A 23,710-nucleotide genomic window follows, 5' to 3' on the forward strand; every position below is an offset into this window, starting at 1 on the left:
TATATCACTCATCCACCGCGAAATAGCTCACAAAAATACACCCATACGCGATGAATGCAAAACATAATTCTAATTAATTTTTAACTTAAGGATTTTACGCTATTTTTGCGGCTTCCCCCACCTCAGGGGAAGAGGAAGCCTCTGCTGTTTAGATAATATCCAGCAGTTCAACTTCGAAGATCAGGGTGCTGAACGGAGGAATCGACGCGCCAGCGCCGCGTTCGCCGTAGGCCAGGTTGTGCGGGATCGTCAGTTCCCATTTAGAACCGACCGGCATCAGGGTCAGCGCTTCAATCCAGCCGCCGATCACGCCGGTCACCGGGAATTCAGCTGGCTCACCACGGGCGACGGAGCTGTCGAAGACGGTGCCGTCGATCAGTTTGCCGGTGTAGTGCACGCGTACGCGGTCGGTACGTGCCGGGATCGGGCCTTCGCCCTGGGTCAGTACGCGGAACTGCAGACCAGATTCGGTGCTATTCACACCCTCTTTCTCGCGGTTTTCATCGAGGTATTTCTGGCCGTCGGCGGCCATGGCCTGGAAACGTTCGCGGCGTACGGCGTCAGCGCGCTCGTGGATTTCACGCAGCGCGCGGTGAACGGCTTCCACCGGCACCTGCGGCTGGTTACCTTCCAGCGCATCGGCGATACCCGCCACCAGCGCTTCCGGCAGCAGCCCCTGCAGGCCGGATTCGCTCAGCTGTTGTCCAACCTGCAAGCCGATACCGTAACTTGCCTGCGCTTCGATAGTGTCAAAAGTTGGGGTTGCCATCGTTGTTCCTTTTTGGGTGATAAACATCAAGAGAAAAGCGTGCGAAAGCATAACAGCCATAGCGAAATGGGTAAAACTTTGTCGGCGGATGATGACAAATCTCAGCGAAACAGAAACAATAGGTGGCAGCAGGTTAACTTTACTTTGTTCCGGTCATCAGGACGTTAGCCATCTATACTCATAGGCAGGATAAAAATATGCGGAGCAGGAGGAAAGCCATGCCCGGGCGCGTTGAACTGACATCTATTCTGGCGAAAATCTGGCACGCTCCGGATGATTTTCGCCTCCTGGACCCGCTGCCTCCGATGCACCGCCGGGGTATCATCGCTGGCTTCCTGTTAGTCATTATCGGTATTCTGCTCCCCGCCGACGATAACCAAAGCCCGGCCTCCACCAGCCGTGAAGCGAATCTGAACCTGCAGTCACAGTCCCAGCCGCAAGCTGGCGGCAATCAGGCCGTTCCGCTCCCGCCGATCACCAATACGCCGACCGTGAGCGATGCCGATCAGATGGCGCCCGTCGCCCCGGAGCCGATTCAGGACGAGCAGCCAGATCAGGCGCAGACGCAGCAGCCTGCTTCCCAACCGTATCAATCCTCGCAGCAGCAGTCCGCACCGGGCATTGAGCAGCAGTGGCGGACCTATCGCATCGAGTCAGGCAAAACCCTGGCCCAGCTGTTCCGCGATCATGGGCTGCCGGCCACCGACGTCTACGCGATGGCGCAGGTTGAAGGCGCTGGCAAACCATTAAGCACGTTGCAGAGCGGACAGACGGTGCAAATTCGGCAGAACGCCAACGGCGTAGTCACCGGCCTCACTATCGATACCGGCAACGGCCAGCAGGTGTTGTTTACCCGCCAGTCGAACGGCAGCTTTGTGCGTGCGCGATAGCGGAGAAGACGACAGCAAGCGTTACGCCGCCGCAAAATGAAAGGCGCTAAAAAGCAAAACGCCGGCACAAGGCCGGCGATTTGTTGTTACCAGAACGTCAGAGGCCGATTACTCAGCAACCACGTTGATGATAACTTTAGCGAATACTTCGCTGTGAACCTGGAAGTCCACTTCGTGCTCGCCAACGTTACGCAGAACGCCGTTCGGCAGGCGAACTTCGCTCTTAGCAACTTTAACGCCTGCTGCAGTAACAGCGTCAGCGATGTCGCGAGTACCGATGGAACCGAACAGTTTACCTTCGTCGCCAGCTTTGGACGCGATGGTTACGGATTCCAGGGCGTTGATCTGCGCAGCACGAGCTTCAGCAGCTGACAGAACGTCAGCCAGTTTGGCTTCCAGTTCAGCGCGACGTGCTTCGAAGAATTCAACGTTTTTCTTGGTAGCAGGAACAGCTTTACCCTGCGGGACCAGGAAGTTACGAGCGTAGCCCGCTTTAACGTTAACCTGATCACCCAGGCTACCCAGGTTTGCTACTTTATCAAGCAGAATAACTTGCATTACCTTATCCTCTCAAAGTCGTATTAATGGACCGTGACCGATTACTGATGACGATCAGTGTACGGCAGCAGGGACAGGTAGCGAGCGCGTTTGATAGCGCGAGCCAGCTGACGCTGGTATTTTGCACGGGTACCGGTGATACGGCTCGGGACAATCTTACCGCTTTCGGTGATGTAGTTTTTCAGCGTAGCGATATCTTTATAGTCGATCTCTTGAACGCCTTCCGCGGTGAAACGGCAGAACTTGCGACGACGGAAATAACGTGCCATATGGCTAGTCTCCAGAATCTATCAATTCAATCTGCTCGGCATGCAGAACCATTTTGCTCAAGCCGTTCTTTGCCTTATGGCAAGAGATGAACCCTCGAACGGTTACTGCGCTACCGACCGTTATACTGTGAGTAATGGCCTGGTTTTCGTGACCGCTAATAATAACGGGCATTTGACACCATGCCTGCCGGTGAAAACCGGCTTCCTCCTGCACTGAACGATGCTCAAGCACGAACTGGCAGTGAGGAATTCCTGACGGGCTGACCTTACGAAGTGGAGTCCTGCAAATAATGCCGGACAGCTCCAGACGGTTGGTCATCAGGATTACTCTTCAGAATCCCCAGCTTCAGAATCATCTGCGGTTTCGTTGGCGAAATCTTCGCGACGCTCACGGCGCTCGTCTTTCGCTTTAACCATCGGAGATGCTTCGGTAACAGCGTGCTTAGTACGCATTACCATGCTGCGGATAACGGCGTCGTTGAAGCGGAAGTTAGTTTCCAGCTCATCGATCGCTTCCTGCGGCGCTTCAACGTTCAGCAGAACGTAGTGAGCTTTGTGCAGTTTGTTGATCGGATAAGCCAGCTGACGGCGGCCCCAGTCTTCCAGACGGTGGATCGTACCTGCTGCTGCAGTGATTGCACCAGTGTAACGTTCGATCATGCCCGGAACCTGTTCGCTCTGGTCAGGATGGACCATAAAAACGATTTCGTAATGACGCATCGAATTGCTCCTTACGGATTATTCAGCCTCCTGTCTGGGTCAGCCGCGGCCCATGGAGGCAAGGAACGTGTTAAAGGGCGGCTGAAAAATTGACGCGTCATTCTAATGGCGCCCCCCCAGGAACACAAGCGGATTTGCACAAATAATTCGCACTAAGCGCCAAGTGGCGCTAAGTGGGTGATTTAAAATTAACCAATAAAGGAAGCGGCATTTTTTTGAACGACTGCATCAGAAAAGGTCGCCATGCGACGAACGCGCAGCGATTACACTTATATCAGAGCCAAACGACCACAGGAGAGCCCCCGAGTCAGCGTCAGGACTGTCAGTCAGGAGCGTAGTATATGAAACTGAAAATCATCGCCATGATGGCTGCGCTTTTCTTCAGCGCCAACGCGCTGGCAGCTATCCAAATCACCGAACGTCAGGCCCGCAACATGGACGATGTGCAGAGCCTCGGCGTTATCTATATCAATCATAACATGGCCACTGAGCACGAGGCCGAGCAGGCCCTTAGCCAGATGAGCGATGCGCAGGGGGCGAAATACTTTCAGCCTATCCTGATGCACGAACCCGAAACCAACGGCCCGCTTCGCGCCAGCGCGGTGATATACCGCTAACGCCTGCCCGACTCTTCGCCTCTCTTCGCGAGGGGCGAAGCGAGGTTTTCACCTAAACGCAATTGAGAATTATTTTACAAACCGACTTATCAGCGCCATCGCAACCTGATTTAATCAGCCACTCGCCATTTGATAATCAGGAGTGATTGATGGTTCCGCGTTTCGCCACCTTAGGCCGTATCCCCAAAGGCGTTTGGGTACTCGGCGGCGTCAGCCTGCTGATGGATGTCTCCTCCGAGATGATCCACAGCCTCTTACCGTTGTTTATGGCCACCACCCTCGGCGCCAGCGTGATAATTATCGGTCTTATCGAGGGACTGGCGGAAGCCACCGCCCTGATCCTGAAAGTCTTCTCCGGCGTGATCAGCGACTATGTCGGCAAGCGCAAAGGACTGGCGCTGCTGGGATACGGCCTGGGCGCGCTCAGTAAGCCGCTGTTTGCCATCGCCCCCACCGCCGGAGTGGTGTTTAGCGCCCGCATGATTGACCGCGTAGGGAAAGGTATTCGCGGCGCGCCGCGCGATGCGCTGGTTGCCGACGTCACCCCGCCGGAGATCCGCGGCGCCGCCTACGGGCTTCGCCAGGCGCTGGATACCGTCGGCGCCTTTCTCGGCCCGCTGCTGGCGGTGCTGCTGATGTTTATCTGGGCCAACGATTTTCACGCTATTTTCTGGGTGGCGGTCATTCCCGCCGTGCTCTCCATTCTCCTGCTCGGGTTTGGCCTGCAGGAGCCAAAATCCGCCATCGCACACAAACGCAGCAATCCGCTGAAGCGCGAAAACCTGAAAAAGCTCTCCGCCGCCTACTGGTGGGTAGTCGCCATCGGCAGCATCTTCACCCTCGCCCGCTTCAGCGAAGCCTTTCTGGTGCTGCGCGCCCAGCAGATGGAGATCCCGCTGTTTACCATCCCGCTGGTGATGGTGGCGATGAACCTGGTCTACAGCCTCACGGCTTACCCGTTCGGTAAACTCTCAGACAGCATGAGCCACAGCAAACTGCTGCAGTGGGGACTGCTGGTGCTGATCCTCGCCGATATCGTGCTGGCGCTCAGCGGCCACTGGAGTACGCTACTGCTCGGCGTCGCGCTGTGGGGGATTCATATGGGAATGACCCAGGGCCTGCTGGCAGCGATGGTTGCGCATACCGCGCCGCCGGAACTACGCGGTACGGCATTCGGCATGTTCAACCTGATGAGCGGCCTGGCGCTGCTGCTGGCCAGTACCGGCGCAGGGGTACTGTGGGAAACCTTCGGCGCCGCCTCGACGTTTTACGCCGGCGCGATAATTTGTATGGTCACGCTCATCGGCATGCGCGTGATGCCGTCGGCCTATCGTCAGGGCTAAAAAAACGGCTCCGGGGCCAGACCAGTTGCTTCACCGTGAGGGGTGAAAGCCCCGGAGCGCGCTATCTACTTTTGCCCATAGTAGGCGTTTGGCCCATGCTTACGCTGAAAATGCTTATTCATCAGCCAGCTATCGATGGGCTGCAACTGCGGATTAATCCCGCGGGCAATCCACGCCATGCGCGCAACTTCTTCCATCACCACCGCGTTGTGTACCGCCTCGTGGGCGTCTTTGCCCCAGGCAAACGGCCCGTGCTGATAGACGACGATCCCAGGCGTATGCAGCGGATTCGACGCGCCCAGCGTTTCGATAATCACCTGCCCGGTGTTCAGCTCGTAAGCCTCGTCCACCTCCTGTGCGCTAAGCGCCCGGGTACAGGGGATATCACCGAAGAAGTAGTCCGCATGGGTGGTGCCAAGCGCCGGGATCGCCAGCCCCGCCTGCGCCCAGGCGGTGGCATGCGTCGAGTGGGTATGCACCACTCCGCCAAGGTCGGGATAACGACGATAGAGCGCCAGATGGGTGGCGGTATCAGAGGAGGGGCGATACAGCCCTTCCACCACGTTGCCCTCAAGATCCACGACAACCATATCGTCCGCCTTCATGGTCTCATAGGCGACGCCGCTGGGCTTGATCGCCACCAGCCCGCGCTGCCGGTCAATGGCGCTGACGTTGCCCCAGGTGAAGGTCACCAGGCCGTAGCGCGGCAGATCCATATTGGCCTCGAACACCTGCTGTTTCAGCTGTTGCATTACGCCGCCTCCATCAGGCCTGCGCGGGCCATCCGCGCCTTCACCCAGTCACGTGCCTTCGCCACCTCCGCCAGCGGGTCAGCGCTGGTTTCGCTCCACATCTCAATCAGATACGGGCCACAGTAGCCGGTTTGCTTGAGCGTTTCGAAGCAGCGTTCAAAATCAACCACCCCTTCGCCGAACGGCACGTTTTTAAAGACGCCAGGTTTCGTGTCTTTGACGTGTACCGCCACGATATGCCCGCTCCCCGCCTTCAGTTCCATCTGGACGTCGTTATCCCACGCTGACAGATTGCCGATATCAGGGTAAAGCTGGAACCACGGATTATTCAGGTAATGGGCGTAGCCTAAGGCCTTACTGATCGAGTTCATCAGCGGGTAATCCATGATCTCCATCGCCAGCGTGACCTGGGCACGGCTGGCCATTTCGACGCTCTGTTTCAGGCCATCGCGAAAGCGGCGGCGCGTCTCATCGTTCGCCTGCTGGTAATAGACGTCGTAGCCTGCCAGCTGGATCACCCGGATCCCCACATCCTGCGCCAGCTGGATGGCTTTACGCATAATTTCCAGCCCCTGATGACGCACCGCGTCGTCTTCACTACCCAGCGGAAAACGGCGATGGGCGCTAAGGCACATCGATGGTACCCGGACGCCGGTGTCAGCCACCGCCTTGACCAGCGCCAGACGCTGCTCGGGGCGCCAGTCCAGTCGCGCAAGGCGCACGTCCGTTTCATCGAGAGACATTTCCACAAAATCAAAGCCCAGCGCCTTCGCCAGCTGCAGCCGCTCCAGCCAGCACTCCCCGGCGGGGAGCGCTTTTTCATAGATGCCGAGCGGAATGGATTTCGCCAACATAGTCGCTCCTTAACCCCACAGCTGGGCGATAGAGCGTTTAAACTGGCGCGCCGCTTCCACCGGCGAAGCGGCATTGCGGATGCTGCGCCCGGCAATAAAGACGTGGATGGGGATGCCAGCGAACAGCGGCAGGTCTTCCAGCGCCAGGCCGCCGGTGACGGTCACTTTGAAGCCCATATCGGACAAACGTTTAATCGCGCTGATATCCGCCTCGCTCCACGCCACGCCTGCCGCCTGTGCGTCGCGGCTGCGGTGATAGACCACCTGCTGAATACCCGCCTCGCGCCATGCCTGCGCCTGCTCCCAGGTCCAGAAGCCGGTCAGCTCAATTTGCACATCGCCGTTGAACTCTTTGGCGACATCCAGCGCCCCTTTGGCGGTATTGATATCGGCGCAGCAGATCACCGTGACCCAATCGGCGTTGGCTTCAAAGCACATCCGCGACAAAATCTTGCCGGCGTCGGCAATTTTGGCGTCCGCCAGCACGATTTTATGCGGATACAGCGCCTTCAGATCGCGTACCGCGCGCACCCCTTCCCCGACGCAAAGGATGGTGCCGACTTCAATGATATCCACCTCTTCGGCGATCAGGCGGGTGGTCTCGTAGGCGCTAGCCAGCGTTTGGTTGTCCAGTGCGACCTGTAACATAGGTAATGACATGATAGTGTTCCTTTTAAACAGCCGCCGCGGTGGCGTTTTTGATTAAATCCAGCACTTCCTGCTCGCTACGGCAGGCGCGTAAACGGTCGAAATTGGCTTCATCGTCAAACAGGTTAACGATCTGCATGATGCCCACCTCCTGGTGGGTGGTGGCGTCAACCGCCGCCATGGTGATCAGAATGTCGACCGGGTCGTTATCTTCATGGTTGAAAATCAGCGGTTTTTTTAGCGTCACCAGCGCAAAGCCGGTTTTCTTAACGCCCTCTTCCGGCCGCCCGTGCGGCATCGCCAGCCCCGGCGCGATAACAAAATAGGGGCCATGCTGCGCGACGCCGTCGAGGATCGCCTGGTAGTAGCGCGGTTCCACGACGTCGGCGGCCACCAGCAAATCGACGCCGATTTTCACCGCCTCCTGCCAGGTTTCCGCTTCCGCCTGCAGGCGAATGGAGTGGTTCTGCGCCAGTGAGTCATGCAGTTTCATGGCCGCTCCTTATTTCACGTCCTGCGGGAAGTGAGCTTTGATCACCTCCAGCAGTTTTGGGCCGAAATCCGCCGGCGACAGCATATTGCGTACGCCCACCACGTGTTTATTGCCGGAGACGGTAATCTCCCCCGCGATATGGGTTGAAGCGATGATGATATCCGCGCCGGTCAGTTCGCTTTTGTATTCACCTACCGCGCAGCTGTTTACCGTGTGGTCGATGTTGGATTGCGTCAGGAACTGATCCACCTTCATTTTCATGATCATGGAACTGCCTTGCCCGTTGCCACACACAGCCAGAATACGTACGGTCATAATCAGAACTCCTTATTGGGCAGAGGCCTCTGCCAGTTGTTTTTCCGCGTCTTCCTCGGCACGCAGCGCGCGGCCGGCGAAGAACATATAAGCCAGTGCAATCAGGATGATGACGGCCATAAACGCCAGCCCGATGGAGGCGAAGCCCTGCATCATCGGCGGCGCCAGAATCGACCAATCCGCCATCCCCATCCAGGCGCTCATACCGGTGAGCTTCACCGCCCATACGCAGCCGAAAATTTCAACCATGCCCATCACAAGGCAGATCTTGAGCGCCGCACGCCAGCCGCCGAAATGGTTGGCAAAAACGCCAATCGTCGCGTTGGAGAAGAACATCGGGATAAAGCCTGGAATAATCAGAATTGAAGAGCCGATGCCGACCAGAATGCCGACGGCAATCAGCTGGCCGATGGTGCCCCACATAAAGCCCCACACCACCGCATTCGGCGCAAAGCTGTAGATCGCGGCGCAGTCAATCGCCAGCACCGCGCCGGGGATCAGGCGTTGCGAGATGCCGTTGAAGGCTTCGGACAGTTCGGCGACGAACATCCGCACGCCCTGGGTAATGATGAAAATGGCCACCGCGAAGGAGAAACCGGTCTGCAGGATATAGACCGTCCAGTGGGTTTTGCCCGCCATCGCCTGCACCACGTCAATACCGAAGGAAAGCAGGATCGCGCCAAAGAAAATGGTCATCACAATCGCGGTAGAGACGATGTTGTCGTGGAAGATATTCAGCCAGCCAGGCAGCTTGAGGTCTTCGACGCTCTCCTCTTTTTTCCCCAGATACGGCGCCACTTTGTAGGCAATCCACGAGGCAAACTGCTGCTGGTGACCGATGGAGAAGCCGCAGCCGTCGGTGACCAGCTGAGTCGGCTTGAACATCATGTTGGAGGTGATCCCCCAGTACAGAGAGACCAGTACCGCGGTGCAGATAATGGTCGTCCACATCCCGTAACCAAAGATGAAGAACGAGACCGCAATCAGCCCCGCCTGCTGAAACATGATATGGCCAGTCAGCATGATGGTGCGGATACCGGTAATGCGGCGCAGCAGGACGTAACAGATGTTCAGCGCCAGTGCCAGGAGCACCGCATACCCTACCCAGCTGTAGGCCTCGCCCATCCGGTCGATGGTCGCCATCATAGAGGCGTAAGTATCGGAAATCGCGCCATTGATGCCATAGACCTCTGACATTTTCGCCACCACCGGCTTAAAGGTGCTGGTGAGGATGCCGGAACCGGCTTGTAACAGCATGAAACCAATGATGGTTTTGATCGTACCTTTGATAATCACGCTGACGCTTTTACGCAACAGGATATAGCCAAGGCAGGTCACGATACCCAGCAGCAGCGGAGCATTGGTCATGACCTGATTAAAGAAGACGGTAAAGATGTTGTAGAGGATCTCCATAACACACTCCAGAAGAGGAAGGCTTTGAACGCGCATGTCGCTCAGCAGTTGTCGTCGCCCTCACTCTAATAATCAAAAATAATCACAACAAGATTGAATTTGATTAAATGTGACGTACGCCGCAATAATCCTCACTTTCACTCTGGTCATTACCAATTATGTACGTAGACACACAAATAAACATCTTTAAATCATATAGATAAAACAACACCTAACGTCAATTTGAGCGGATAGAGCCCGGAAATTATGCGCGATGCCTCGCAAAAATGCAGGAAAACAAGATTGCAATCTTGAAAACACAGTGACAACATAAATCAAAACCAATCAAATACTGATTACTTTTGAAAATGCATGAGGAAGACCGCGATGAATAAAGTCCAAACCATCACCCGAGAATCATGGATCCTGAACACCTTTCCGGAATGGGGTAGCTGGCTGAATGAAGAGATTGAACAAGAGCAGGTTGCGCCAGGCACCTTCGCCATGTGGTGGCTGGGCTGTACCGGCATCTGGTTAAAATCCGAGGGTGGGGCTAACGTCTGCGTCGATTTCTGGTGCGGCACCGGCAAACAGAGCCACGGCAATCCGCTGATGAAAACCGGCCATCAAATGCAGCGGATGGCGGGGGTGAAGAAACTGCAACCGAACCTGCGCACCACCCCGTTCGTGCTCGATCCGTTCGCCATTCGCCAGATTGACGCCGTACTGGCGACCCATGATCATAACGATCATATTGACGTCAACGTCGCCGCCGCCGTGATGCAGAACTGCCCGGCCGATGTGCCCTTTATTGGGCCGAAAACCTGTGTCGACCTGTGGATCGGCTGGGGCGTACCGAAAGCGCGCTGTATCGTCATGAAGCCCGGTGATGTGGTGAAGATCAAAGACATTGAGATCCACGCGCTCGACGCGTTCGATCGCACGGCGCTGATCACCCTCCCGGCGGATCAAAAAGCCGCCGGCGTGCTGCCGGACGGCATGGACCAGCGCGCAGTCAACTATCTGTTTAAAACACCGGGCGGCAATCTCTACCACAGCGGCGATTCCCACTACTCCAACTACTACGCGAAACACGGCAACGAGCATCAAATTGACGTCGCCCTCGGCTCGTATGGCGAGAACCCGCGCGGCATCACCGACAAAATGACCAGCGCCGATATCCTGCGTATGGCGGAGTCGCTCAACGCTAAAGTGGTGATCCCGTTCCACCATGATATCTGGTCAAACTTTCAGGCCGATCCGCAGGAGATCCGCGTCCTGTGGGAGATGAAAAAGGATCGTCTGAAGTACGGCTTCAAGCCGTTTATCTGGCAGGTCGGCGGCAAATTTACCTGGCCGCTGGATAAAGACAATTTCGAATATCACTACCCGCGCGGCTTCGATGACTGCTTCACCATTGAGCCGGACCTGCCGTTCAAATCCTTCCTGTAAGCCGCCTCCGGCAGGCACTGCCTGCCGGAAATACCCCGCCGCAGGGTTAGTATTTTCACATGATTTCAAATATCATCTTTGCCGTTCACTTTTAATCGGATTCGCTCATGACGGAAGCGCAAAGGCACCAAATTCTGCTGGATCTGCTCGCCCAAACGGGGTTTGTTACCGTAGAGCAGGTGATGTCGCGGCTCGGGATCTCACCCGCAACCGCCCGACGTGATATCAACAAGCTGGATGAAAGCGGCAAACTGAAAAAGGTTCGCAATGGCGCGGAAGCCATTAGTGAGCAGCGCCCCCGCTGGACGCCGATGAATATCCATCAGGCGCAAAACCTGGATGAAAAAGTGCGTATCGCACGCGCCGCTTCGCAGCTGATCGCGCCGGGGGAAAGTATCGTCATTAACTGCGGCTCCACCGCCTTTCTGCTGGGGCGGGAACTGTGCGGTAAACCGGTGCAGATCATCACTAACTATCTGCCGCTGGCTAATTACCTGATCGACCAGGAGCACGACAGCGTGATTATCATGGGTGGACAGTACAACCGTAGCCACGCCATCACGCTCAGCCCCCACGGTAGCGAAAACAGCCTGTATGCCGGACACTGGATGTTCACCAGCGGCAAAGGACTCACCGCCGAAGGGCTCTACAAAACCGATATGTTGACCGCCATGGCCGAGCAGAAAATGCTCAACGTGGTCGGCAAACTGGCGGTGCTGGTCGACAGCAGCAAGGTCGGCGAGCGCGCCGGGATGTTATTCAGCCAGGCCGGGCAAATTGACGTGGTGATCACCGGGAAACAGGCTGATGCCGCAATCCTCAAACAGCTTGAGGATCAGGGCGTCAGCGTGATCCGCGTTTAAAGATGCTGGCGGAAAAAGGCGACCGTCGCAGCCAGCGCCTCTGGCGTAATGCGATGGCGGACGCCCTTTTGCCAGACGCAGGTCAGCCTGGCGGTAAGATCGCCTTGCCGCAGCGCCTGCTCAAGACGGAAGGTCTCTTCCGGCGGCACCACATCGTCAGCGTCCCCATGCCAGAGCAACAGCGGCCGCCGGGCAAGGGACGCCAGCTGATGGCTGACATCCCATTCGCGGAGACTGTCAGCATCAAAGCCAGGCGAGGGAAACAGGGTTTGCGACAGCGAACGAAAATAGCCCGACCCCATCAGACAAGCGACGCAGTTCAGTTCGGGATGGTGCGTCATGATGCCCAGCGCCGTCATCCCTCCCATCGAGGCGCCAGCCACCGCCAGCCGCTCTCCCTCCAGCCATCCCTCGGCGATAATCGCCTCGCGCAGCGCGGGAAACTCCCTGAAATTCTGCTGCAGGATCGGCCAGAAGCGCTGCATCCGCCCGGCCTCGTCGCCCTGATAACGCGCCCCATGCTCCGGCGCATCCGGCATGATCACCCGGAAGCCCGCCTCGGCCAACGCCACCGCAAAGTAGCTGTAGACCAGCTTCGAGGAGGTAAAGCCATGATAAAAGACGATACAGGGCAAGGGTTTATCCAGACTCTCCTGCGGGCAGGCATGCAAAATTTCACCGCCGCCGAGGTTGCGCATTTCTAGTGCAATCATTTATCGTCTCCCTTCTCTATCGTGGTAAGGCGTCATGGGAAAATTCATTCACCGGGCAACCCAGTTTGCTACGATTCATAATGTTGAGAACCCGGTTACGCTTTCACAACATTTTCATTCGAAAATCGCGTCAGAGATAACAGTTCGGGAACATTCCCCGGCAATCCTGTTAAGGCTACCACTACACTATCACTATCAGGAAACGAGATATGGTTATGCGCAGGTTTTCACCGTGGTTACTGGCTATCGTCCTCAGCGGGTGTAGTGCCCTGCAGGGAACGCCGGAAGCCCCGCCGCCCGCCACCGACCATCCGCAGGAGATCCAGCGTAACCAGACGGCTGGCCTGCAGAAAATGGCCACGGTGAGTGTGCTGATGTACGGTTCGCCGATGGATGTCGAAGCGGCGCTGAAGGCCAAAGCAGAAGCGGCCAAAGCCGATTACTACGTCATCATCATGATCGATGACACCATGGTACCCGGCCAGTGGTATTCGCAGGCGATCCTCTATCGTCGATGACGAGGCGGCGTCTTTAAATCTGCTTTACACAGCTTTGCGTCCATTCACGTTCTCCTGTGCATAATAACGTTCGGCCAGCCACCTGGCAGGACGTTAGCAACGGACTGCCCTTGGGACTACGTGAAATGGAGCTGACGATGAAACGATCTTTTACCCTACCCAGCCTGCTGTTTACCGCTGCGACGGCCAATACGTCCGCGCAGTCAGCCGAATTCGCCAGCGCGGATTGCGTCACTGGCCTGAATGAAATCGGTCTGATCTCCGTCACTAATCTTTCCGGCAGCCAACAGGATGTGGAGCACGCCATTGCCCGCAAAGCGGACGAGCAAGGCGCCTCCTGGTATCGCATTATTCAGATGTACGAAGAACAACAGCCGGACAGCTGGCGCGTACAGGCCATTCTCTACGCCTGAGGCGCCTGGCGCCCGCGCCCCATGGCCCGCAGCAGCAGGTCGTCGAGGGTCGGCGCATCAAGACGCATGCCGCCGCGGGTGTCGAGCATCATCCGACACCAGGCTTCAGCCAGCGGCGGCGAAGCGTGGCGCAGCATCTGCGCCCCCGCGCCAAGACGATAGACCAGCCGGGCAATCTCTCTCCCCTGCTCTTCGGCGGGCCGTCTCAGCAGCTGCTGCAGTTGACGCCACGCGCGGTCGAGATGGCGATTCTGTCCTTTCACCTCCGCGCACTCTGCCGCCAGCAGCTCCATCGCCGCCGGCTGCTTGCTGAGCACCCGCATGACATCGAGACACATAATGTTGCCGGAACCTTCCCAGATGCTGTTGACCGGCATCTCACGGTAGAGGCGCGGGAGTTCGCTCTCCTCGCAATAGCCGATGCCGCCGAGCACTTCCATCGCCTCGGCGACAAACGGGATGCCGGCCTTACAGATGGCAAATTTGGCCGCCGGCGTAAACAGGCGCGCCCAGGCGCTTTCCCGGGCATCCTCCCGACGGTCCCAGGCGCGAGCCAGGCGAAACAGAAACGCGGTTTGCCCCTCCAGACGCAGCGCCATTTGCCCCAGCAGCTGGCGCATCATCGGCTGATCGACCAGGTTTTTGCCAAACGCCTGACGCTGTAGCGCGTGATACAGCGCCACCGAGAAGGCGCGACGCATCAGGGCATGGCTGCCCAGCGCGCAGTCAAAGCGGGTCAGGCCGCCCATCCTGAGGATCTGCCGCACGCCGTCGCCCTCTTCGCCCACCAGCCAGCCGCAGGCATCATAAAACTCCACTTCACTGCTGGCGTTGGAGCGGTTGCCAAGCTTCTCTTTTAAGCGTTCAAGACGCACGCCGTTGCGCTGCCCGTCGGGCAGCAGACGCGGCACAAAGAAGCACGACAGTCCCGCGGGGGCCTGGGCCAGCACCAGGTGGGCATCGCTCTGCGGCACTGAGAAGAACCACTTGTGTCCCACCAGCCGGTAAAACCCTTCCGCCGTTTTCTCCGCGCGGGTGGTATTGCTCAGCACATCGGAGCCCCCTTGCTTCTCGGTCATCCCCATGCCGATCAGCAGGCCGCGCTTCTGGCCGCCAGGCGCGAGGTGGGGATCGTAACGGTCGCTCAGCAGCGGCGACAGCCAGTCGCGAAAGGGCGCGGGCAGGGCGTGCTGCAGCAGGGGCGTCGCGGCGAAGGTCATGGTAATCGGGCACAACGTCCCGGCCTCCACCTGGGCATGAAGCAGAAAGCGGGCGGCACGCGCCACAAACGCGCTTTCGCGGGCATCCTCCTGCCAGGCGAGGTTATGCACCCGGTTCGCGCACAGCCCCTGCATCAGCAGGTGCCAGGCGGGATGGAAGCGTACGTCGTCCAGCCGGGCGCCAGTGGCGTCATAGCGCAGCAGCTCCGGTGGGTTACTGTTGGCCAGGCGTCCCAGCTCCAGCGATTCGGCGGTCCCCAGCTGCTGGCCAATGCTGGCGAGCAGATCGCCATCCCAGCCGGCGCCTTCGCGGACCACCGCTTCACGCAAGGCGGTATCGGACAGGAAAAGATTGCTGTTATTCAGCGGAGTCGGTTGATTAAAAACGGTGTGCGTTTGCCAGTGCATCGTGTCTCCCTCCATCAATGGCGATAGCCATAAGTATGGTTTTCCAGGGGGATTCTCGCCCGCGAAAGCGGTCACAAAAAAGCCATCCCGGAGGATGGCTTTTTTGGATTCGTCGACGGTTCAGCTTAGCTGCGCTGGCGCACCGCTTCAAACAGGCAGATGCCGGTGGCCACCGAGACGTTCAGCGAGGAGACGCTACCCGCCATCGGGATGCTGATCAGCTCATCGCAGTGCTCGCGGGTCAGACGACGCATACCTTCACCTTCAGCGCCCATCACCAGCGCCATCGGGCCGGTCATTTTGCTCTGGAACAGCGTATGGTCGGCTTCGCCAGCGGTCCCGACGATCCAGACGTTCGCTTCCTGCAGCAGACGCATGGTACGCGCCAGGTTGGTCACGCGGATCAGCGGGACGTTCTCCGCCGCGCCGCAGGCCACTTTCTTCGCCGTCGCATTCAGCTGAGCGGAACGATCTTTTGGCACGATCACCGCATGCACACCAGCGGCATCAGCGCTACGCAGGCAGGCGCCGAGGTTGTGCGGATCGGTTACGCCGTCGAGGATCAGCAGGAACGGCTGATCGTGCTGCGCCAGCAGATCCGGCAGATCGTTCTCCTGATACTGACGTCCTGGCTTCACGCGGGCAATGATCCCCTGATGCACCGCGCCTTCGCTCTTCTCATCGAGGAACTGGCGGTTGGCCACCTGAATCACCACGCCCTGCGCTTCCAGGGCATGGATCAGCGGCAGCAGGCGCTTATCCTCACGGCCTTTCAGAATATAAACTTCCTGAAAACGCTCAGGTGCGCGTTCCAGCAGTGCCTGCACCGCATGGATGCCGTAAATCATTTCACTCATTGATGTACTCGTTTTAGGTTCTGTTATCCGTCCCCTTCACCCCGTTCTGCGCCAGCAGACTGCTGGGGTGAAGGGACGTCAATCACTCGGCGATTTTCTTCTTTGCCGCGCGCTTGGCTTTGGTCGCGGCGGCGATTTTCTGTGTTTTCGCCGACGGTTTTTTCGCTTTCTTCTCGCCTTTGGGCTTCGCTTTAGCCTGGTCTTTTTCTTTGCGGAACGCGCTATCCGGCTCGAAGTTCACCTGTTTACCCACCTGGCGGCGACGGCCACCCGGTTTGCCAGAGGTGCTCTTTTTCGCTTTCTCACGGGCGGTTTTGCCAACATTACGCGGCGCACGCTCGCTGGAAATCAGGCTGAAATCAATCTTACGCTCATCCATGTTGACGGCTTCCACGCGGACTTCCACGCGGTCGCCCAGACGATAAGTCTGGCCGCCGGACTCGCCGATCAGCCGCTGGCCAACCTGGTCAAAACGGTAATAGTCGTTATCCAGGGAGGAGACATGCACCAGACCATCGATAAACAGATCGTTCAGGCGGACAAAGAAGCCAAAGCCGGTCACGCTGGCGATGACACCGGAGAAGGTGTTGCCCACCTGATCCTGCATGAAGTCGCACTTCAGCCAGTCGGACACTTCACGCGTCGCTTCGTCGGCGCGGCGCTCGGTCATCGAACAGTGCTGGCCCAGCTGGAGCATCTCTTCCATGCTGTAGTGCCAGCCGCCGGTCTCGGTGCTATTCCCTTTATGTCCCTGCTCTTTTGCCAGCAGATACTTGATGGCGCGGTGGAGCGACAGATCCGGGTAGCGGCGAATCGGCGAGGTGAAGTGGGCGTATGACTGCAGTGCCAGGCCAAAGTGGCCACGGTTTTCCGGATCGTAGACCGCCTGCTTCATGGAGCGCAGGAGCATCGTTTGCAGCATTTCGGCATCCGGACGATCGGCAATGGAGGTCAACAGTTCGGCGTAATCGCGCGGCTCCGGTTTGTTGCCGCCCGGCAGCTCCAGTCCCAGCTCAGCCAGCACGGTACGGAACGAGGTAATCGCTTCGGTGCTTGGCTTATCGTGGATACGGAACAGTGCCGGCTCCTGCGCTTTCTCAACGAAACGCGCGGCGGAGATGTTCGCCAGGATCATACACTCTTCAATCAGCTTATGCGCATCGTTACGCTGAGTCTGTTCGATACGCTCAATACGGCGTTCGGCATTGAAGATGAATTTAGCTTCTTCACTTTCAAATGAGATACCGCCGCGCTCTTCGCGGGCGCTCTCCAGCACTTTGTAGAGGTTATGCAGCTCTTCAATATGCTTCACCAGCGGCGCGTAGTGTTCGCGCAGCTCCTGATCGCCCTGCAGCATATGCCACACTTTGGTGTAGGTCAGGCGAGCATGTGAACTCATCACCGCTTCATAGAACTTAAAGCCGGTCAGGCGGCCTTTTGACGAAATCGTCATCTCGCACACCATACACAGGCGATCGACCTGCGGGTTCAGCGAGCACAGGCCATTCGACAGCACTTCCGGCAGCATCGGTACCACCTGCGACGGGAAGTAGACCGACGTCCCGCGGCTACGCGCTTCGCCGTCCAGCGGCGTACCAGGGCGCACATAGTAGCTCACGTCAGCGATAGCCACCCACAGACGCCAGCCGCCGCCGCGTTTCTTCTCGCAGTACACCGCGTCATCGAAGTCGCGGGCATCTTCGCCATCAATAGTGACCAGCGGCAGAGAGCGCAGATCGACGCGTCCGGCTTTCGCCTCTTCCGGCACCTGCTCTTTGAGGCCGGAAACCTGTTTTTCCACCGCCGGCGGCCAGACGTAAGGAATTTCATGGGTACGCAGCGCCATATCGACGGCCATGCCGGTGCCCATGTTGTCGCCCAGCACTTCGACGATTTTCCCGACCGCTTTGGTGCGGCGGGTTGGGCGCTGGGTCAGTTCGACCACCACCACGTAGCCCATCCGCGCGCCCATAATATCTTCAGGCGGGATCAGGATATCGAAGCTCAGGCGACTGTCGTCCGGGACGACGAAGCCGACGCCAGCGTCGGTGAAGTAGCGGCCAACAATCTGGCTGGTTTTCGGTACCAGCACACGAACGATGCGCGCCTCGCGGCGGCCCTTACGGTCCGCACCCAGCGGCTGGGCCAGCACCTGGTCACCGTGAATACAGGTTTTCATCTGCTCTGACGACAGATACAGATCGTCCTTGCGCCCTTCAACGCGCAGGAATCCATAGCCATCACGGTGGCCAATAACGGTACCTTTGAGGAGATCAAGACGCTCCGGCAGCGCATAGCACTGGCGGCGTGTGAAGACCAACTGACCGTCGCGCTCCATCGCGCGCAGGCGGCGGCGCAGCGCTTCTATTTGTTCTTCACCCTCAATATTCAACTCGATGGCCAGCTCATCGCGGCTGGCAGGCTTTTCCCGTTTGGTTAAATGTTCGAGGATAAATTCCCGGCTCGGGATGGGATTCGCGTACTTCTCAGCTTCGCGTTCCTGGAATGGATCTTGTGACATATCGGTTCCTCCGTTGTCATCTCCAGCAGAGTGGCGTCACTCCACCAGTAATAATTTATAAAGCGGTTGATTCTTCTCAACCAAATCAGCCAGCGTATAGTTATCCAGCTCCTTGAGAAAACTCTGCGCGGCTTCAGCTAGCGCCTGTTTCAGACGACAGGCTGGTGTAATGTGGCAAAATTCGCTGCTGCAGTTGACCAGCGATAAGGGTTCAAGGTCGCGCACCACGTCGCCCACGCGGATCTGCCCTGCTGGTTTACCGAGGCGAATGCCCCCATTCTTCCCCCGCACGGCAGTCACGTAGCCCATGCGGCTTAACTGATTGATTATTTTAACCATATGATTACGGGAGACGCCATAGACCTCGGTCACTTCCGAGATGCTGGTCATGCGTCCTTCCGGCAACGACGCCATATAAATCAGCGCGCGTAATCCGTAATCGGTGAAACTCGTTAACTGCACATAAACCTCAGGGAAAAGAAAACAGGGTATGTCGAGCGACATCATTATTATTGATGATAAACCAGCCAGCGCTCAGGCCGCTAATTTATTTGAAATGGGGCGGGCGAACAGCAAAAACAAGGGCGCCCGAACGGCGCCCCTTGAGAGTGATTACGCGTCGAACGGGTCGCGCAGAATCATGGTCTCGGTACGGTCTGGACCAGTAGAGATGATATCCACCGGCACGCCGGTCAGCTCTTCAATACGAGCGATGTAGTTCAGCGCTGCCTGCGGCAGACCGCTGCGCTCTTTCACGCCAAAGGTGGTTTCGGACCAGCCCGGCATGGTTTCGTAGATAGGCTCGATACCTTCCCAGTTGTCGGCAGCCAGCGGAGTGGTGGTCACTTCACGGCCGTCCGGCATACGGTAGCCGACGCAGATTTTCACTTCTTTCAGGCCGTCGAGGACGTCCAGTTTAGTCAGGCAGAAGCCGGACAGGGAGTTAATCTGCACCGCGCGGCGTACTGCAACCGCGTCCAGCCAGCCGGTACGACGACGACGACCGGTGGTGGCGCCGAATTCGTTACCCTGCTTGCAGAGGAACTCGCCAGTTTCATCAAACAGCTCGGTCGGGAACGGACCCGCGCCTACGCGAGTCGAGTAAGCTTTGATGATACCCAGTACGTAATCCACATAACGCGGACCCAGGCCAGAACCGGTCGCCACGCCACCCGCGGTGGTGTTAGAGGAAGTTACGTACGGATAGGTACCGTGGTCGATATCCAGCAGCGTGCCCTGCGCGCCTTCGAACATCACGAAGTCGCCGCGCTTACGCGCCTGATCCAGCAGATCGGAAACATCAACGACCATGCCGGTGAGGATGTCGGCAATCGCCATGACATCGTCCAGCACTTTCTGGTAGTCAACCGCTTCTGCTTTGTAGAAGTTCACCAACTGGAAGTTGTGATATTCCATCACTTCTTTCAGTTTGTCAGCGAAGGTGGCTTTATCAAACAGGTCGCCAACGCGCAGACCGCGACGAGCAACTTTATCTTCGTAAGCCGGGCCGATACCGCGACCGGTCGTACCGATAGCTTTCGCACCGCGTGCTTTCTCACGTGCGACGTCCAGCGCCACGTGATAGTCGAGGATAAGCGGGCAGGCTTCGGACAGCAGCAGACGCTCACGAACAGGGATACCACGGTCTTCCAGACCTTTCATCTCTTTCATCAGCGCAGCCGGAGACAGCACAACACCGTTACCGATGATGCTGATTACATTCTCACGGAGAATACCTGATGGAATAAGATGGAGGACGGTTTTTTCACCGTTGATTACGAGAGTATGGCCTGCGTTATGGCCACCCTGGTAGCGCACAACATATTTAGCCCGTTCTGTCAGGAGATCGACGATCTTCCCTTTACCTTCGTCACCCCATTGGGTGCCCAGTACGACGACGTTGTTACCCATTTTTCAAAATCACCGTTTGCTTAAAAATGGATTCTACCATCGCTTTTTCAGAGTTACAGCACTTTTTGCATCCAAAATAAGGCAAATCCGACCACTTTTTGATCAGCCAATCGATTTCCTCAACATGTAGTAGATCACAATCCCTGCAACCACAAGTCCGCCGCCAAAGCGGCGCAATAAATTATCCGGTAACTGGCTCAGGCTGGCGACCATTTTGCGCCAGGCGCGAGGATAGAGCAGCGGGCCGAGCCCTTCGAGTACTAAAACCAGCGCCAGCGCCAGCCAAATGGTGGAGTTCATTATCAACCCTAATTGAAAAGTATTATCGTCGCCCTCGCGGGCGTCATCGGCCAGCATGGTGAATTCATTCACTCATTTCATATTGTCCCGTATTTCATCTTCATTATGAACTGGCAAGGTGAAACAAAATTCACAACTAATTGTATTGCTGCATATTTTTTAAATTGTAACTATGCCGTCGCGTACTACAACCCGGTACGTCTACATAATCAGGAAGATTATCATGAGAGAATTAACCGCGTTTGAAATCGAAAATGTGAGCGGCGCAGGCTGGTTACAGGATGGCCTGGCTTCCTTAGGCAGCAAGGTCGGCGCCGCCGCATGGACGATGGGTACCGATGCCCTGAGCATCAACCTGCCGCTGATTGGCACCCTCAATCTGGCCGACCTGGCGCCAGACCTGGGCAAAACCCTGGGCGAAAGCGTTGGGTCGACTATCGGTGGCACCATCGAAAGTGCGCTGGCGAGCCTGCCGGTGATCGGTGGCCTGCTGAACAAACTGCTCGGCAACTAATTCACGCCCCCGCAGTATGAAAAAAGGCGCCTGAAACAGGCGCCTTTTCGCGTTAGCACTTCAGGCTTACACCCTCTGCGGCTTATTTACGCGCCGAATCCGGTGAACGCATATAGCGGAAGAAATCACTGTCCGGGCTCAGGACCATCACATCCTGGTTGCTCTGGAAGCTCTTCTCATAGGCGCGCAGGCTACGGATAAAGGAGTAGAAGCCTGGATCCTGGCTGAACGCGTCGGCAAACAGTTTTGCCGATTCCGCATCGCCTTCACCACGCAGGATACGACCCTGGCGCTCGGCTTCCGCCAGCGTCTTGGTGACTTCGTAGTCTGCGGTCGCGCGCAGTTTCTCAGCTTCTTCCTGACCCTGTGAACGGTGGCGACGAGCAACCGCTTCACGCTCCGCGCGCATACGGTTATAAATCGCTTCCGACACTTCTGCCGGCAGGTTGATCTGTTTGATACGCACGTCGACAACTTCGATACCCAGCGCCGCCATACTGTTCGGGTTGATCACCTGCACTTTGCCGTTGGTTTCCGCTTCCACCCGCTCAGCGGCTTTGGCGATAGCGTCATCAGCCGCCGGGGTGCTGACCTCGTCTTCCGTGCCAGCAGAACCCGAGTTCAGCGCATCGCGCACTTCCAGCGTCAGGCGGCCACGGGAGTCGGTGACGATGTCTTTCACATCCAGACGACCAATTTCAGAACGCAGACGGTCAGAGAATTTACGCTTCAGCAGCACCTCGGCCTGGGAGACGTCGCCGCCGCCGGTTGCCAGGTAGTAACGGCTGAAGTCACTGATGCGCCACTTGATATAGGAGTCGACGATCAGGTCTTTTTTCTCTTTGGTCACAAAACGGTCAGCCTGGTTGTCCATGGTCTGGATACGCGCATCCAGCATCTTCACCGATTCGATAAACGGGATCTTGAAGTGCAGGCCCGGCGCATACACCAGCGGCTTGTTTTCGTCGTCGCGCAGAACTTTACCGAAACGCAGCGTAATCCCGCGCTCGCCTTCCTTTACGACAAAGACTGACATGTAGAGCACTACCAGCACGATGACAATGATCGCGATAACAGATTTACGCATCGTTATTCCCCCTGACGCTGGTAGTCGTTACGCTGCGCGTTAGCGCGGCGTTGGTCCATAATGCTACCCCCGGTTGAGCTCGAGGTTGATGAGGTGCTGGCGCTGCCTGTGCTGGATGCAGGTGGCAGACGCAGCAGATCGCTGGCGTCACTGCTATCGCTCTTTGCTGCCGGCGCAGCGGCGCCTTTCAGCATCTGGTCAAGCGGCAGAACCATCAGATTGCCGTTTTTGCTGTCATTGACCAGCACTTTACGGGTGTGGCTCAGCACTTTTTCCATGGTTTCGATATACAGACGCTCGCGGGTAATTTCCGGCGCGGCTTTGTATTCCGGCAGGAGCTTAGCAAAGCGAGCCACTTCACCCTGGGCTTCCAGGACGGTCTGGGTCTTGTAGGCACGCGCCTCTTCAAGGATACGCTGCGCCTGGCCATTCGCCCGCGGCTGTACTTCGTTGGTATAAGCTTCCGCTTCACGGATGTACTGCTGCTCGTTCTCACGCGCGGCAATGGCATCGTCAAACGCCGCCTTCACCTCTTCCGGCGGACGTGCCGTCTGGAAGTTGACGTCCAGCAGGGTGATCCCCATGTTGTACGGGCGGATAGTCTCTTCCAGCTCGCGCTGGGTATCGCTACGGATCACAGTACGACCTTCGGTCAGAATGCGATCCATGGTGTATTTGCCGATCACGCCGCGCAGCGCGCTGTCAGTCGCCTGACGCAGACTGTCATCCGCGCTGGTAACGCTAAACAGATAGCGTTCCGGATCGGTGACGCGGTACTGCACGTTCATCTCAACGCGCACGACGTTTTCGTCAGAGGTCAGCATGACGCCGGAAGCGGCCAGTTCACGTACCGACTCCACGTTCACCGCCTGAACGTTATCGATAAAGGTCGGTTTCCAGTTCAGGCCTGGCTCAACCAGATGGCTGAACTTACCAAAACGGGTCACGACGCCGCGTTCGGCTTCTTTAATGGTATAAAAACCGCTGGCCGCCCAGATAATCACTGCCGCCGCGGCAACGATGCCGACAATACGCCCGCCCATCGGTCCGCGAGGGGTCTGCGCGTTATTACCACCGCCCAGTCCGCCCTTGCCGCCGCCGAGCCCGCCAAGTTTTTTACTTAACTTGCGGAAGATATCATCCAGATCCGGCGGCCCCTGCTCGCGACCACCTTTGTTGCCATTTCCCTCAGAGTTGCCGCCAGGTTTGCTGCTCCCCCACGGGTCGCGGTCCTGTCCGTTATTACCGGGCTGATTCCACGCCATGTATATGCTCCATATTTGTTTTTGATATCCCCACAGGGGTCAATATCT

Annotated in this window: 28 protein-coding genes; 8 read left to right on the forward strand and 20 right to left on the reverse strand. The window is 57.4% G+C overall.

Features of this window, described 5'->3' with window-relative positions:
• Window positions 1-148 precede the first annotated feature (148 nt).
• Complete coding sequence (fklB, locus tag DTA24_RS25565; RefSeq protein WP_002886687.1) at window positions 149-769, reverse strand: FKBP-type peptidyl-prolyl cis-trans isomerase; 621 nt, start codon at window positions 767-769, stop codon at window positions 149-151.
• A gap of 218 nt (window positions 770-987) precedes the next feature.
• On the opposite strand from fklB, the gene DTA24_RS25570 reads away from it, so the two are divergent.
• A complete protein-coding gene (locus tag DTA24_RS25570) occupies window positions 988-1,659 on the forward strand; it encodes a LysM-like peptidoglycan-binding domain-containing protein (protein ID WP_012543105.1) in 672 nt (223 codons plus the stop codon).
• A 108-nt stretch (window positions 1,660-1,767) separates the two neighbouring features.
• On the opposite strand, the gene rplI is transcribed toward DTA24_RS25570, so the two are convergent.
• From rplI to rpsF, 4 genes are read right to left on the reverse strand one after another with little or no spacing between them, the layout of a single operon-like run.
• Window positions 1,768-2,217, reverse strand: coding sequence for a 50S ribosomal protein L9 (gene rplI / locus DTA24_RS25575; RefSeq protein WP_008807173.1), 450 nt, complete (start codon window positions 2,215-2,217; stop codon window positions 1,768-1,770).
• A 41-nt stretch (window positions 2,218-2,258) separates the two neighbouring features.
• A complete protein-coding gene (rpsR, locus tag DTA24_RS25580) occupies window positions 2,259-2,486 on the reverse strand; it encodes a 30S ribosomal protein S18 (protein WP_000135199.1) in 228 nt (75 codons plus the stop codon).
• A 4-nt stretch (window positions 2,487-2,490) separates the two neighbouring features.
• Window positions 2,491-2,805 (reverse strand): primosomal replication protein N, encoded by a 315-nt coding sequence (priB, locus tag DTA24_RS25585; RefSeq protein ID WP_002885722.1) that lies wholly within the window; start codon window positions 2,803-2,805, stop codon window positions 2,491-2,493.
• Between the two features lie 5 nt (window positions 2,806-2,810).
• Window positions 2,811-3,206 (reverse strand): 30S ribosomal protein S6, encoded by a 396-nt coding sequence (rpsF, locus tag DTA24_RS25590; RefSeq protein WP_008807174.1) that lies wholly within the window; start codon window positions 3,204-3,206, stop codon window positions 2,811-2,813.
• A 341-nt stretch (window positions 3,207-3,547) separates the two neighbouring features.
• Here rpsF and DTA24_RS25595 point away from each other — a divergent pair, with 341 nt between their 5' ends.
• Both DTA24_RS25595 and DTA24_RS25600 read left to right on the forward strand, forming a co-directional pair.
• Window positions 3,548-3,823 carry a DUF1471 domain-containing protein gene (locus DTA24_RS25595; protein WP_002885689.1) on the forward strand — a complete coding sequence of 92 codons (276 nt, stop codon included), beginning with the start codon at window positions 3,548-3,550 and terminating at the stop codon, window positions 3,821-3,823.
• 149 nt (window positions 3,824-3,972) lie between these two features.
• A complete protein-coding gene (locus DTA24_RS25600) occupies window positions 3,973-5,166 on the forward strand; it encodes an MFS transporter (protein ID WP_008807176.1) in 1,194 nt (397 codons plus the stop codon).
• A 65-nt stretch (window positions 5,167-5,231) separates the two neighbouring features.
• Here DTA24_RS25600 and DTA24_RS25605 read toward each other — a convergent pair whose 3' ends face one another.
• Genes DTA24_RS25605 through ulaA form a run of 6 tightly spaced genes read right to left on the reverse strand, consistent with a single transcriptional unit; the run spans window position 5,232 to window position 9,641 of the window.
• On the reverse strand, window positions 5,232-5,918 hold the full coding sequence (locus DTA24_RS25605; RefSeq protein ID WP_012969108.1) for an L-ribulose-5-phosphate 4-epimerase: 687 nt from the start codon (window positions 5,916-5,918) through the stop codon (window positions 5,232-5,234).
• The gene (locus tag DTA24_RS25610) at window positions 5,918-6,772 is read right to left on the reverse strand and encodes an L-ribulose-5-phosphate 3-epimerase (protein ID WP_004177694.1); all 855 of its coding nucleotides are present in this window, start codon (window positions 6,770-6,772) and stop codon (window positions 5,918-5,920) included. Before DTA24_RS25610 ends, DTA24_RS25605 begins: the two co-directional genes overlap by 1 nt.
• A 9-nt stretch (window positions 6,773-6,781) precedes the next feature.
• A complete protein-coding gene (gene ulaD, locus DTA24_RS25615) occupies window positions 6,782-7,432 on the reverse strand; it encodes a 3-keto-L-gulonate-6-phosphate decarboxylase UlaD (RefSeq protein WP_016831385.1) in 651 nt (216 codons plus the stop codon).
• A 13-nt stretch (window positions 7,433-7,445) separates the two neighbouring features.
• Complete coding sequence (ulaC, locus tag DTA24_RS25620; RefSeq protein WP_008807180.1) at window positions 7,446-7,913, reverse strand: PTS ascorbate transporter subunit IIA; 468 nt, start codon at window positions 7,911-7,913, stop codon at window positions 7,446-7,448.
• 9 nt (window positions 7,914-7,922) lie between these two features.
• Window positions 7,923-8,228 (reverse strand): PTS ascorbate transporter subunit IIB, encoded by a 306-nt coding sequence (gene ulaB / locus DTA24_RS25625; RefSeq protein ID WP_123837124.1) that lies wholly within the window; start codon window positions 8,226-8,228, stop codon window positions 7,923-7,925.
• A 12-nt stretch (window positions 8,229-8,240) separates the two neighbouring features.
• Window positions 8,241-9,641, reverse strand: coding sequence for a PTS ascorbate transporter subunit IIC (ulaA, locus tag DTA24_RS25630; RefSeq protein ID WP_012543107.1), 1,401 nt, complete (start codon window positions 9,639-9,641; stop codon window positions 8,241-8,243).
• Between the two features lie 366 nt (window positions 9,642-10,007).
• On the opposite strand from ulaA, the gene ulaG reads away from it, so the two are divergent.
• Both ulaG and ulaR read left to right on the forward strand, forming a co-directional pair.
• The gene (gene ulaG, locus DTA24_RS25635) at window positions 10,008-11,072 is read left to right on the forward strand and encodes an L-ascorbate 6-phosphate lactonase (protein ID WP_123837125.1); all 1,065 of its coding nucleotides are present in this window, start codon (window positions 10,008-10,010) and stop codon (window positions 11,070-11,072) included.
• A 107-nt stretch (window positions 11,073-11,179) separates the two neighbouring features.
• On the forward strand, window positions 11,180-11,935 hold the full coding sequence (gene ulaR / locus DTA24_RS25640; RefSeq protein ID WP_008807183.1) for an HTH-type transcriptional regulator UlaR: 756 nt from the start codon (window positions 11,180-11,182) through the stop codon (window positions 11,933-11,935).
• Here ulaR and yjfP read toward each other — a convergent pair.
• On the reverse strand, window positions 11,932-12,648 hold the full coding sequence (gene yjfP / locus DTA24_RS25645) for an esterase (RefSeq protein WP_032736721.1): 717 nt from the start codon (window positions 12,646-12,648) through the stop codon (window positions 11,932-11,934). The two genes, ulaR and yjfP, sit on opposite strands and share 4 nt — an antisense overlap.
• Window positions 12,649-12,857: 209 nt before the next feature.
• Here yjfP and bsmA point away from each other — a divergent pair, with 209 nt between their 5' ends.
• Both bsmA and yjfN read left to right on the forward strand, forming a co-directional pair.
• Window positions 12,858-13,166 (forward strand): biofilm peroxide resistance protein BsmA, encoded by a 309-nt coding sequence (gene bsmA, locus DTA24_RS25650; protein ID WP_008807185.1) that lies wholly within the window; start codon window positions 12,858-12,860, stop codon window positions 13,164-13,166.
• Window positions 13,167-13,303: 137 nt separating this feature from the next.
• Window positions 13,304-13,579, forward strand: a complete 276-nt coding sequence (gene yjfN, locus DTA24_RS25655) for a DUF1471 family protease activator YjfN (protein WP_008807186.1) — start codon at window positions 13,304-13,306, stop codon at window positions 13,577-13,579.
• On the opposite strand, the gene DTA24_RS25660 is transcribed toward yjfN, so the two are convergent.
• The 6 genes from DTA24_RS25660 to DTA24_RS25685 all read right to left on the reverse strand — a co-directional run bounded on the left by DTA24_RS25660 (window position 13,570) and on the right by DTA24_RS25685 (window position 20,796).
• Window positions 13,570-15,207, reverse strand: a complete 1,638-nt coding sequence (locus DTA24_RS25660; protein WP_016160152.1) for an isovaleryl-CoA dehydrogenase — start codon at window positions 15,205-15,207, stop codon at window positions 13,570-13,572. The two genes, yjfN and DTA24_RS25660, sit on opposite strands and share 10 nt — an antisense overlap.
• 125 nt (window positions 15,208-15,332) lie before the next feature.
• A complete protein-coding gene (gene rlmB, locus DTA24_RS25665; RefSeq protein ID WP_008807188.1) occupies window positions 15,333-16,064 on the reverse strand; it encodes a 23S rRNA (guanosine(2251)-2'-O)-methyltransferase RlmB in 732 nt (243 codons plus the stop codon).
• 82 nt (window positions 16,065-16,146) lie between these two features.
• Window positions 16,147-18,585, reverse strand: coding sequence for a ribonuclease R (rnr, locus tag DTA24_RS25670; RefSeq protein ID WP_008807189.1), 2,439 nt, complete (start codon window positions 18,583-18,585; stop codon window positions 16,147-16,149).
• 36 nt (window positions 18,586-18,621) lie between these two features.
• The gene (gene nsrR / locus DTA24_RS25675; RefSeq protein ID WP_002885667.1) at window positions 18,622-19,047 is read right to left on the reverse strand and encodes a nitric oxide-sensing transcriptional repressor NsrR; all 426 of its coding nucleotides are present in this window, start codon (window positions 19,045-19,047) and stop codon (window positions 18,622-18,624) included.
• Between the two features lie 150 nt (window positions 19,048-19,197).
• Window positions 19,198-20,496 (reverse strand): adenylosuccinate synthase, encoded by a 1,299-nt coding sequence (locus DTA24_RS25680; RefSeq protein WP_008807190.1) that lies wholly within the window; start codon window positions 20,494-20,496, stop codon window positions 19,198-19,200.
• Between the two features lie 102 nt (window positions 20,497-20,598).
• Window positions 20,599-20,796, reverse strand: a complete 198-nt coding sequence (locus tag DTA24_RS25685) for a DUF2065 domain-containing protein (protein WP_002885664.1) — start codon at window positions 20,794-20,796, stop codon at window positions 20,599-20,601.
• Between the two features lie 223 nt (window positions 20,797-21,019).
• Here DTA24_RS25685 and DTA24_RS25695 point away from each other — a divergent pair, with 223 nt between their 5' ends.
• Window positions 21,020-21,310 carry a hypothetical protein gene (locus DTA24_RS25695; RefSeq protein WP_008807192.1) on the forward strand — a complete coding sequence of 97 codons (291 nt, stop codon included), beginning with the start codon at window positions 21,020-21,022 and terminating at the stop codon, window positions 21,308-21,310.
• Between the two features lie 82 nt (window positions 21,311-21,392).
• Here DTA24_RS25695 and hflC read toward each other — a convergent pair whose 3' ends face one another.
• The gene (hflC, locus tag DTA24_RS25700) at window positions 21,393-22,397 is read right to left on the reverse strand and encodes a protease modulator HflC (RefSeq protein WP_002885662.1); all 1,005 of its coding nucleotides are present in this window, start codon (window positions 22,395-22,397) and stop codon (window positions 21,393-21,395) included.
• Between the two features lie 2 nt (window positions 22,398-22,399).
• Window positions 22,400-23,662 carry an FtsH protease activity modulator HflK gene (hflK, locus tag DTA24_RS25705; RefSeq protein WP_012543112.1) on the reverse strand — a complete coding sequence of 421 codons (1,263 nt, stop codon included), beginning with the start codon at window positions 23,660-23,662 and terminating at the stop codon, window positions 22,400-22,402.
• Between the last annotated feature and the right edge of the window lie 48 nt (window positions 23,663-23,710).

Source organism: Klebsiella sp. P1CD1 (assembly GCF_003790505.1).
GTDB lineage: Bacteria > Pseudomonadota > Gammaproteobacteria > Enterobacterales > Enterobacteriaceae > Klebsiella > Klebsiella variicola.

What these genes read in the sequence shown, in the direction of transcription:
- DTA24_RS25605 (WP_012969108.1), bottom strand. Translation starts at nt 5,918, where the DNA reads ATGCAACAGCTGAAACAGCAGGTGTTCGAGGCCAATATGGATCTGCCG.
- ulaB (WP_123837124.1), bottom strand. Translation starts at nt 8,228, where the DNA reads ATGACCGTACGTATTCTGGCTGTGTGTGGCAACGGGCAAGGCAGTTCC.
- priB (WP_002885722.1), bottom strand. Translation starts at nt 2,805, where the DNA reads ATGACCAACCGTCTGGAGCTGTCCGGCATTATTTGCAGGACTCCACTT.
- rnr (WP_008807189.1), bottom strand. Translation starts at nt 18,585, where the DNA reads ATGTCACAAGATCCATTCCAGGAACGCGAAGCTGAGAAGTACGCGAAT.
- DTA24_RS25695 (WP_008807192.1), top strand. Translation starts at nt 21,020, where the DNA reads ATGAGAGAATTAACCGCGTTTGAAATCGAAAATGTGAGCGGCGCAGGC.
- ulaG (WP_123837125.1), top strand. Translation starts at nt 10,008, where the DNA reads ATGAATAAAGTCCAAACCATCACCCGAGAATCATGGATCCTGAACACC.
- ulaC (WP_008807180.1), bottom strand. Translation starts at nt 7,913, where the DNA reads ATGAAACTGCATGACTCACTGGCGCAGAACCACTCCATTCGCCTGCAG.
- bsmA (WP_008807185.1), top strand. Translation starts at nt 12,858, where the DNA reads ATGGTTATGCGCAGGTTTTCACCGTGGTTACTGGCTATCGTCCTCAGC.
- rlmB (WP_008807188.1), bottom strand. Translation starts at nt 16,064, where the DNA reads ATGAGTGAAATGATTTACGGCATCCATGCGGTGCAGGCACTGCTGGAA.
- rpsF (WP_008807174.1), bottom strand. Translation starts at nt 3,206, where the DNA reads ATGCGTCATTACGAAATCGTTTTTATGGTCCATCCTGACCAGAGCGAA.
- fklB (WP_002886687.1), bottom strand. Translation starts at nt 769, where the DNA reads ATGGCAACCCCAACTTTTGACACTATCGAAGCGCAGGCAAGTTACGGT.
- DTA24_RS25610 (WP_004177694.1), bottom strand. Translation starts at nt 6,772, where the DNA reads ATGTTGGCGAAATCCATTCCGCTCGGCATCTATGAAAAAGCGCTCCCC.
- yjfP (WP_032736721.1), bottom strand. Translation starts at nt 12,648, where the DNA reads ATGATTGCACTAGAAATGCGCAACCTCGGCGGCGGTGAAATTTTGCAT.
- hflK (WP_012543112.1), bottom strand. Translation starts at nt 23,662, where the DNA reads ATGGCGTGGAATCAGCCCGGTAATAACGGACAGGACCGCGACCCGTGG.
- DTA24_RS25600 (WP_008807176.1), top strand. Translation starts at nt 3,973, where the DNA reads ATGGTTCCGCGTTTCGCCACCTTAGGCCGTATCCCCAAAGGCGTTTGG.
- DTA24_RS25595 (WP_002885689.1), top strand. Translation starts at nt 3,548, where the DNA reads ATGAAACTGAAAATCATCGCCATGATGGCTGCGCTTTTCTTCAGCGCC.
- ulaR (WP_008807183.1), top strand. Translation starts at nt 11,180, where the DNA reads ATGACGGAAGCGCAAAGGCACCAAATTCTGCTGGATCTGCTCGCCCAA.
- rplI (WP_008807173.1), bottom strand. Translation starts at nt 2,217, where the DNA reads ATGCAAGTTATTCTGCTTGATAAAGTAGCAAACCTGGGTAGCCTGGGT.
- hflC (WP_002885662.1), bottom strand. Translation starts at nt 22,397, where the DNA reads ATGCGTAAATCTGTTATCGCGATCATTGTCATCGTGCTGGTAGTGCTC.
- yjfN (WP_008807186.1), top strand. Translation starts at nt 13,304, where the DNA reads ATGAAACGATCTTTTACCCTACCCAGCCTGCTGTTTACCGCTGCGACG.
- ulaD (WP_016831385.1), bottom strand. Translation starts at nt 7,432, where the DNA reads ATGTCATTACCTATGTTACAGGTCGCACTGGACAACCAAACGCTGGCT.
- DTA24_RS25680 (WP_008807190.1), bottom strand. Translation starts at nt 20,496, where the DNA reads ATGGGTAACAACGTCGTCGTACTGGGCACCCAATGGGGTGACGAAGGT.
- ulaA (WP_012543107.1), bottom strand. Translation starts at nt 9,641, where the DNA reads ATGGAGATCCTCTACAACATCTTTACCGTCTTCTTTAATCAGGTCATG.
- DTA24_RS25685 (WP_002885664.1), bottom strand. Translation starts at nt 20,796, where the DNA reads ATGAACTCCACCATTTGGCTGGCGCTGGCGCTGGTTTTAGTACTCGAA.
- rpsR (WP_000135199.1), bottom strand. Translation starts at nt 2,486, where the DNA reads ATGGCACGTTATTTCCGTCGTCGCAAGTTCTGCCGTTTCACCGCGGAA.
- DTA24_RS25660 (WP_016160152.1), bottom strand. Translation starts at nt 15,207, where the DNA reads ATGCACTGGCAAACGCACACCGTTTTTAATCAACCGACTCCGCTGAAT.
- DTA24_RS25570 (WP_012543105.1), top strand. Translation starts at nt 988, where the DNA reads ATGCCCGGGCGCGTTGAACTGACATCTATTCTGGCGAAAATCTGGCAC.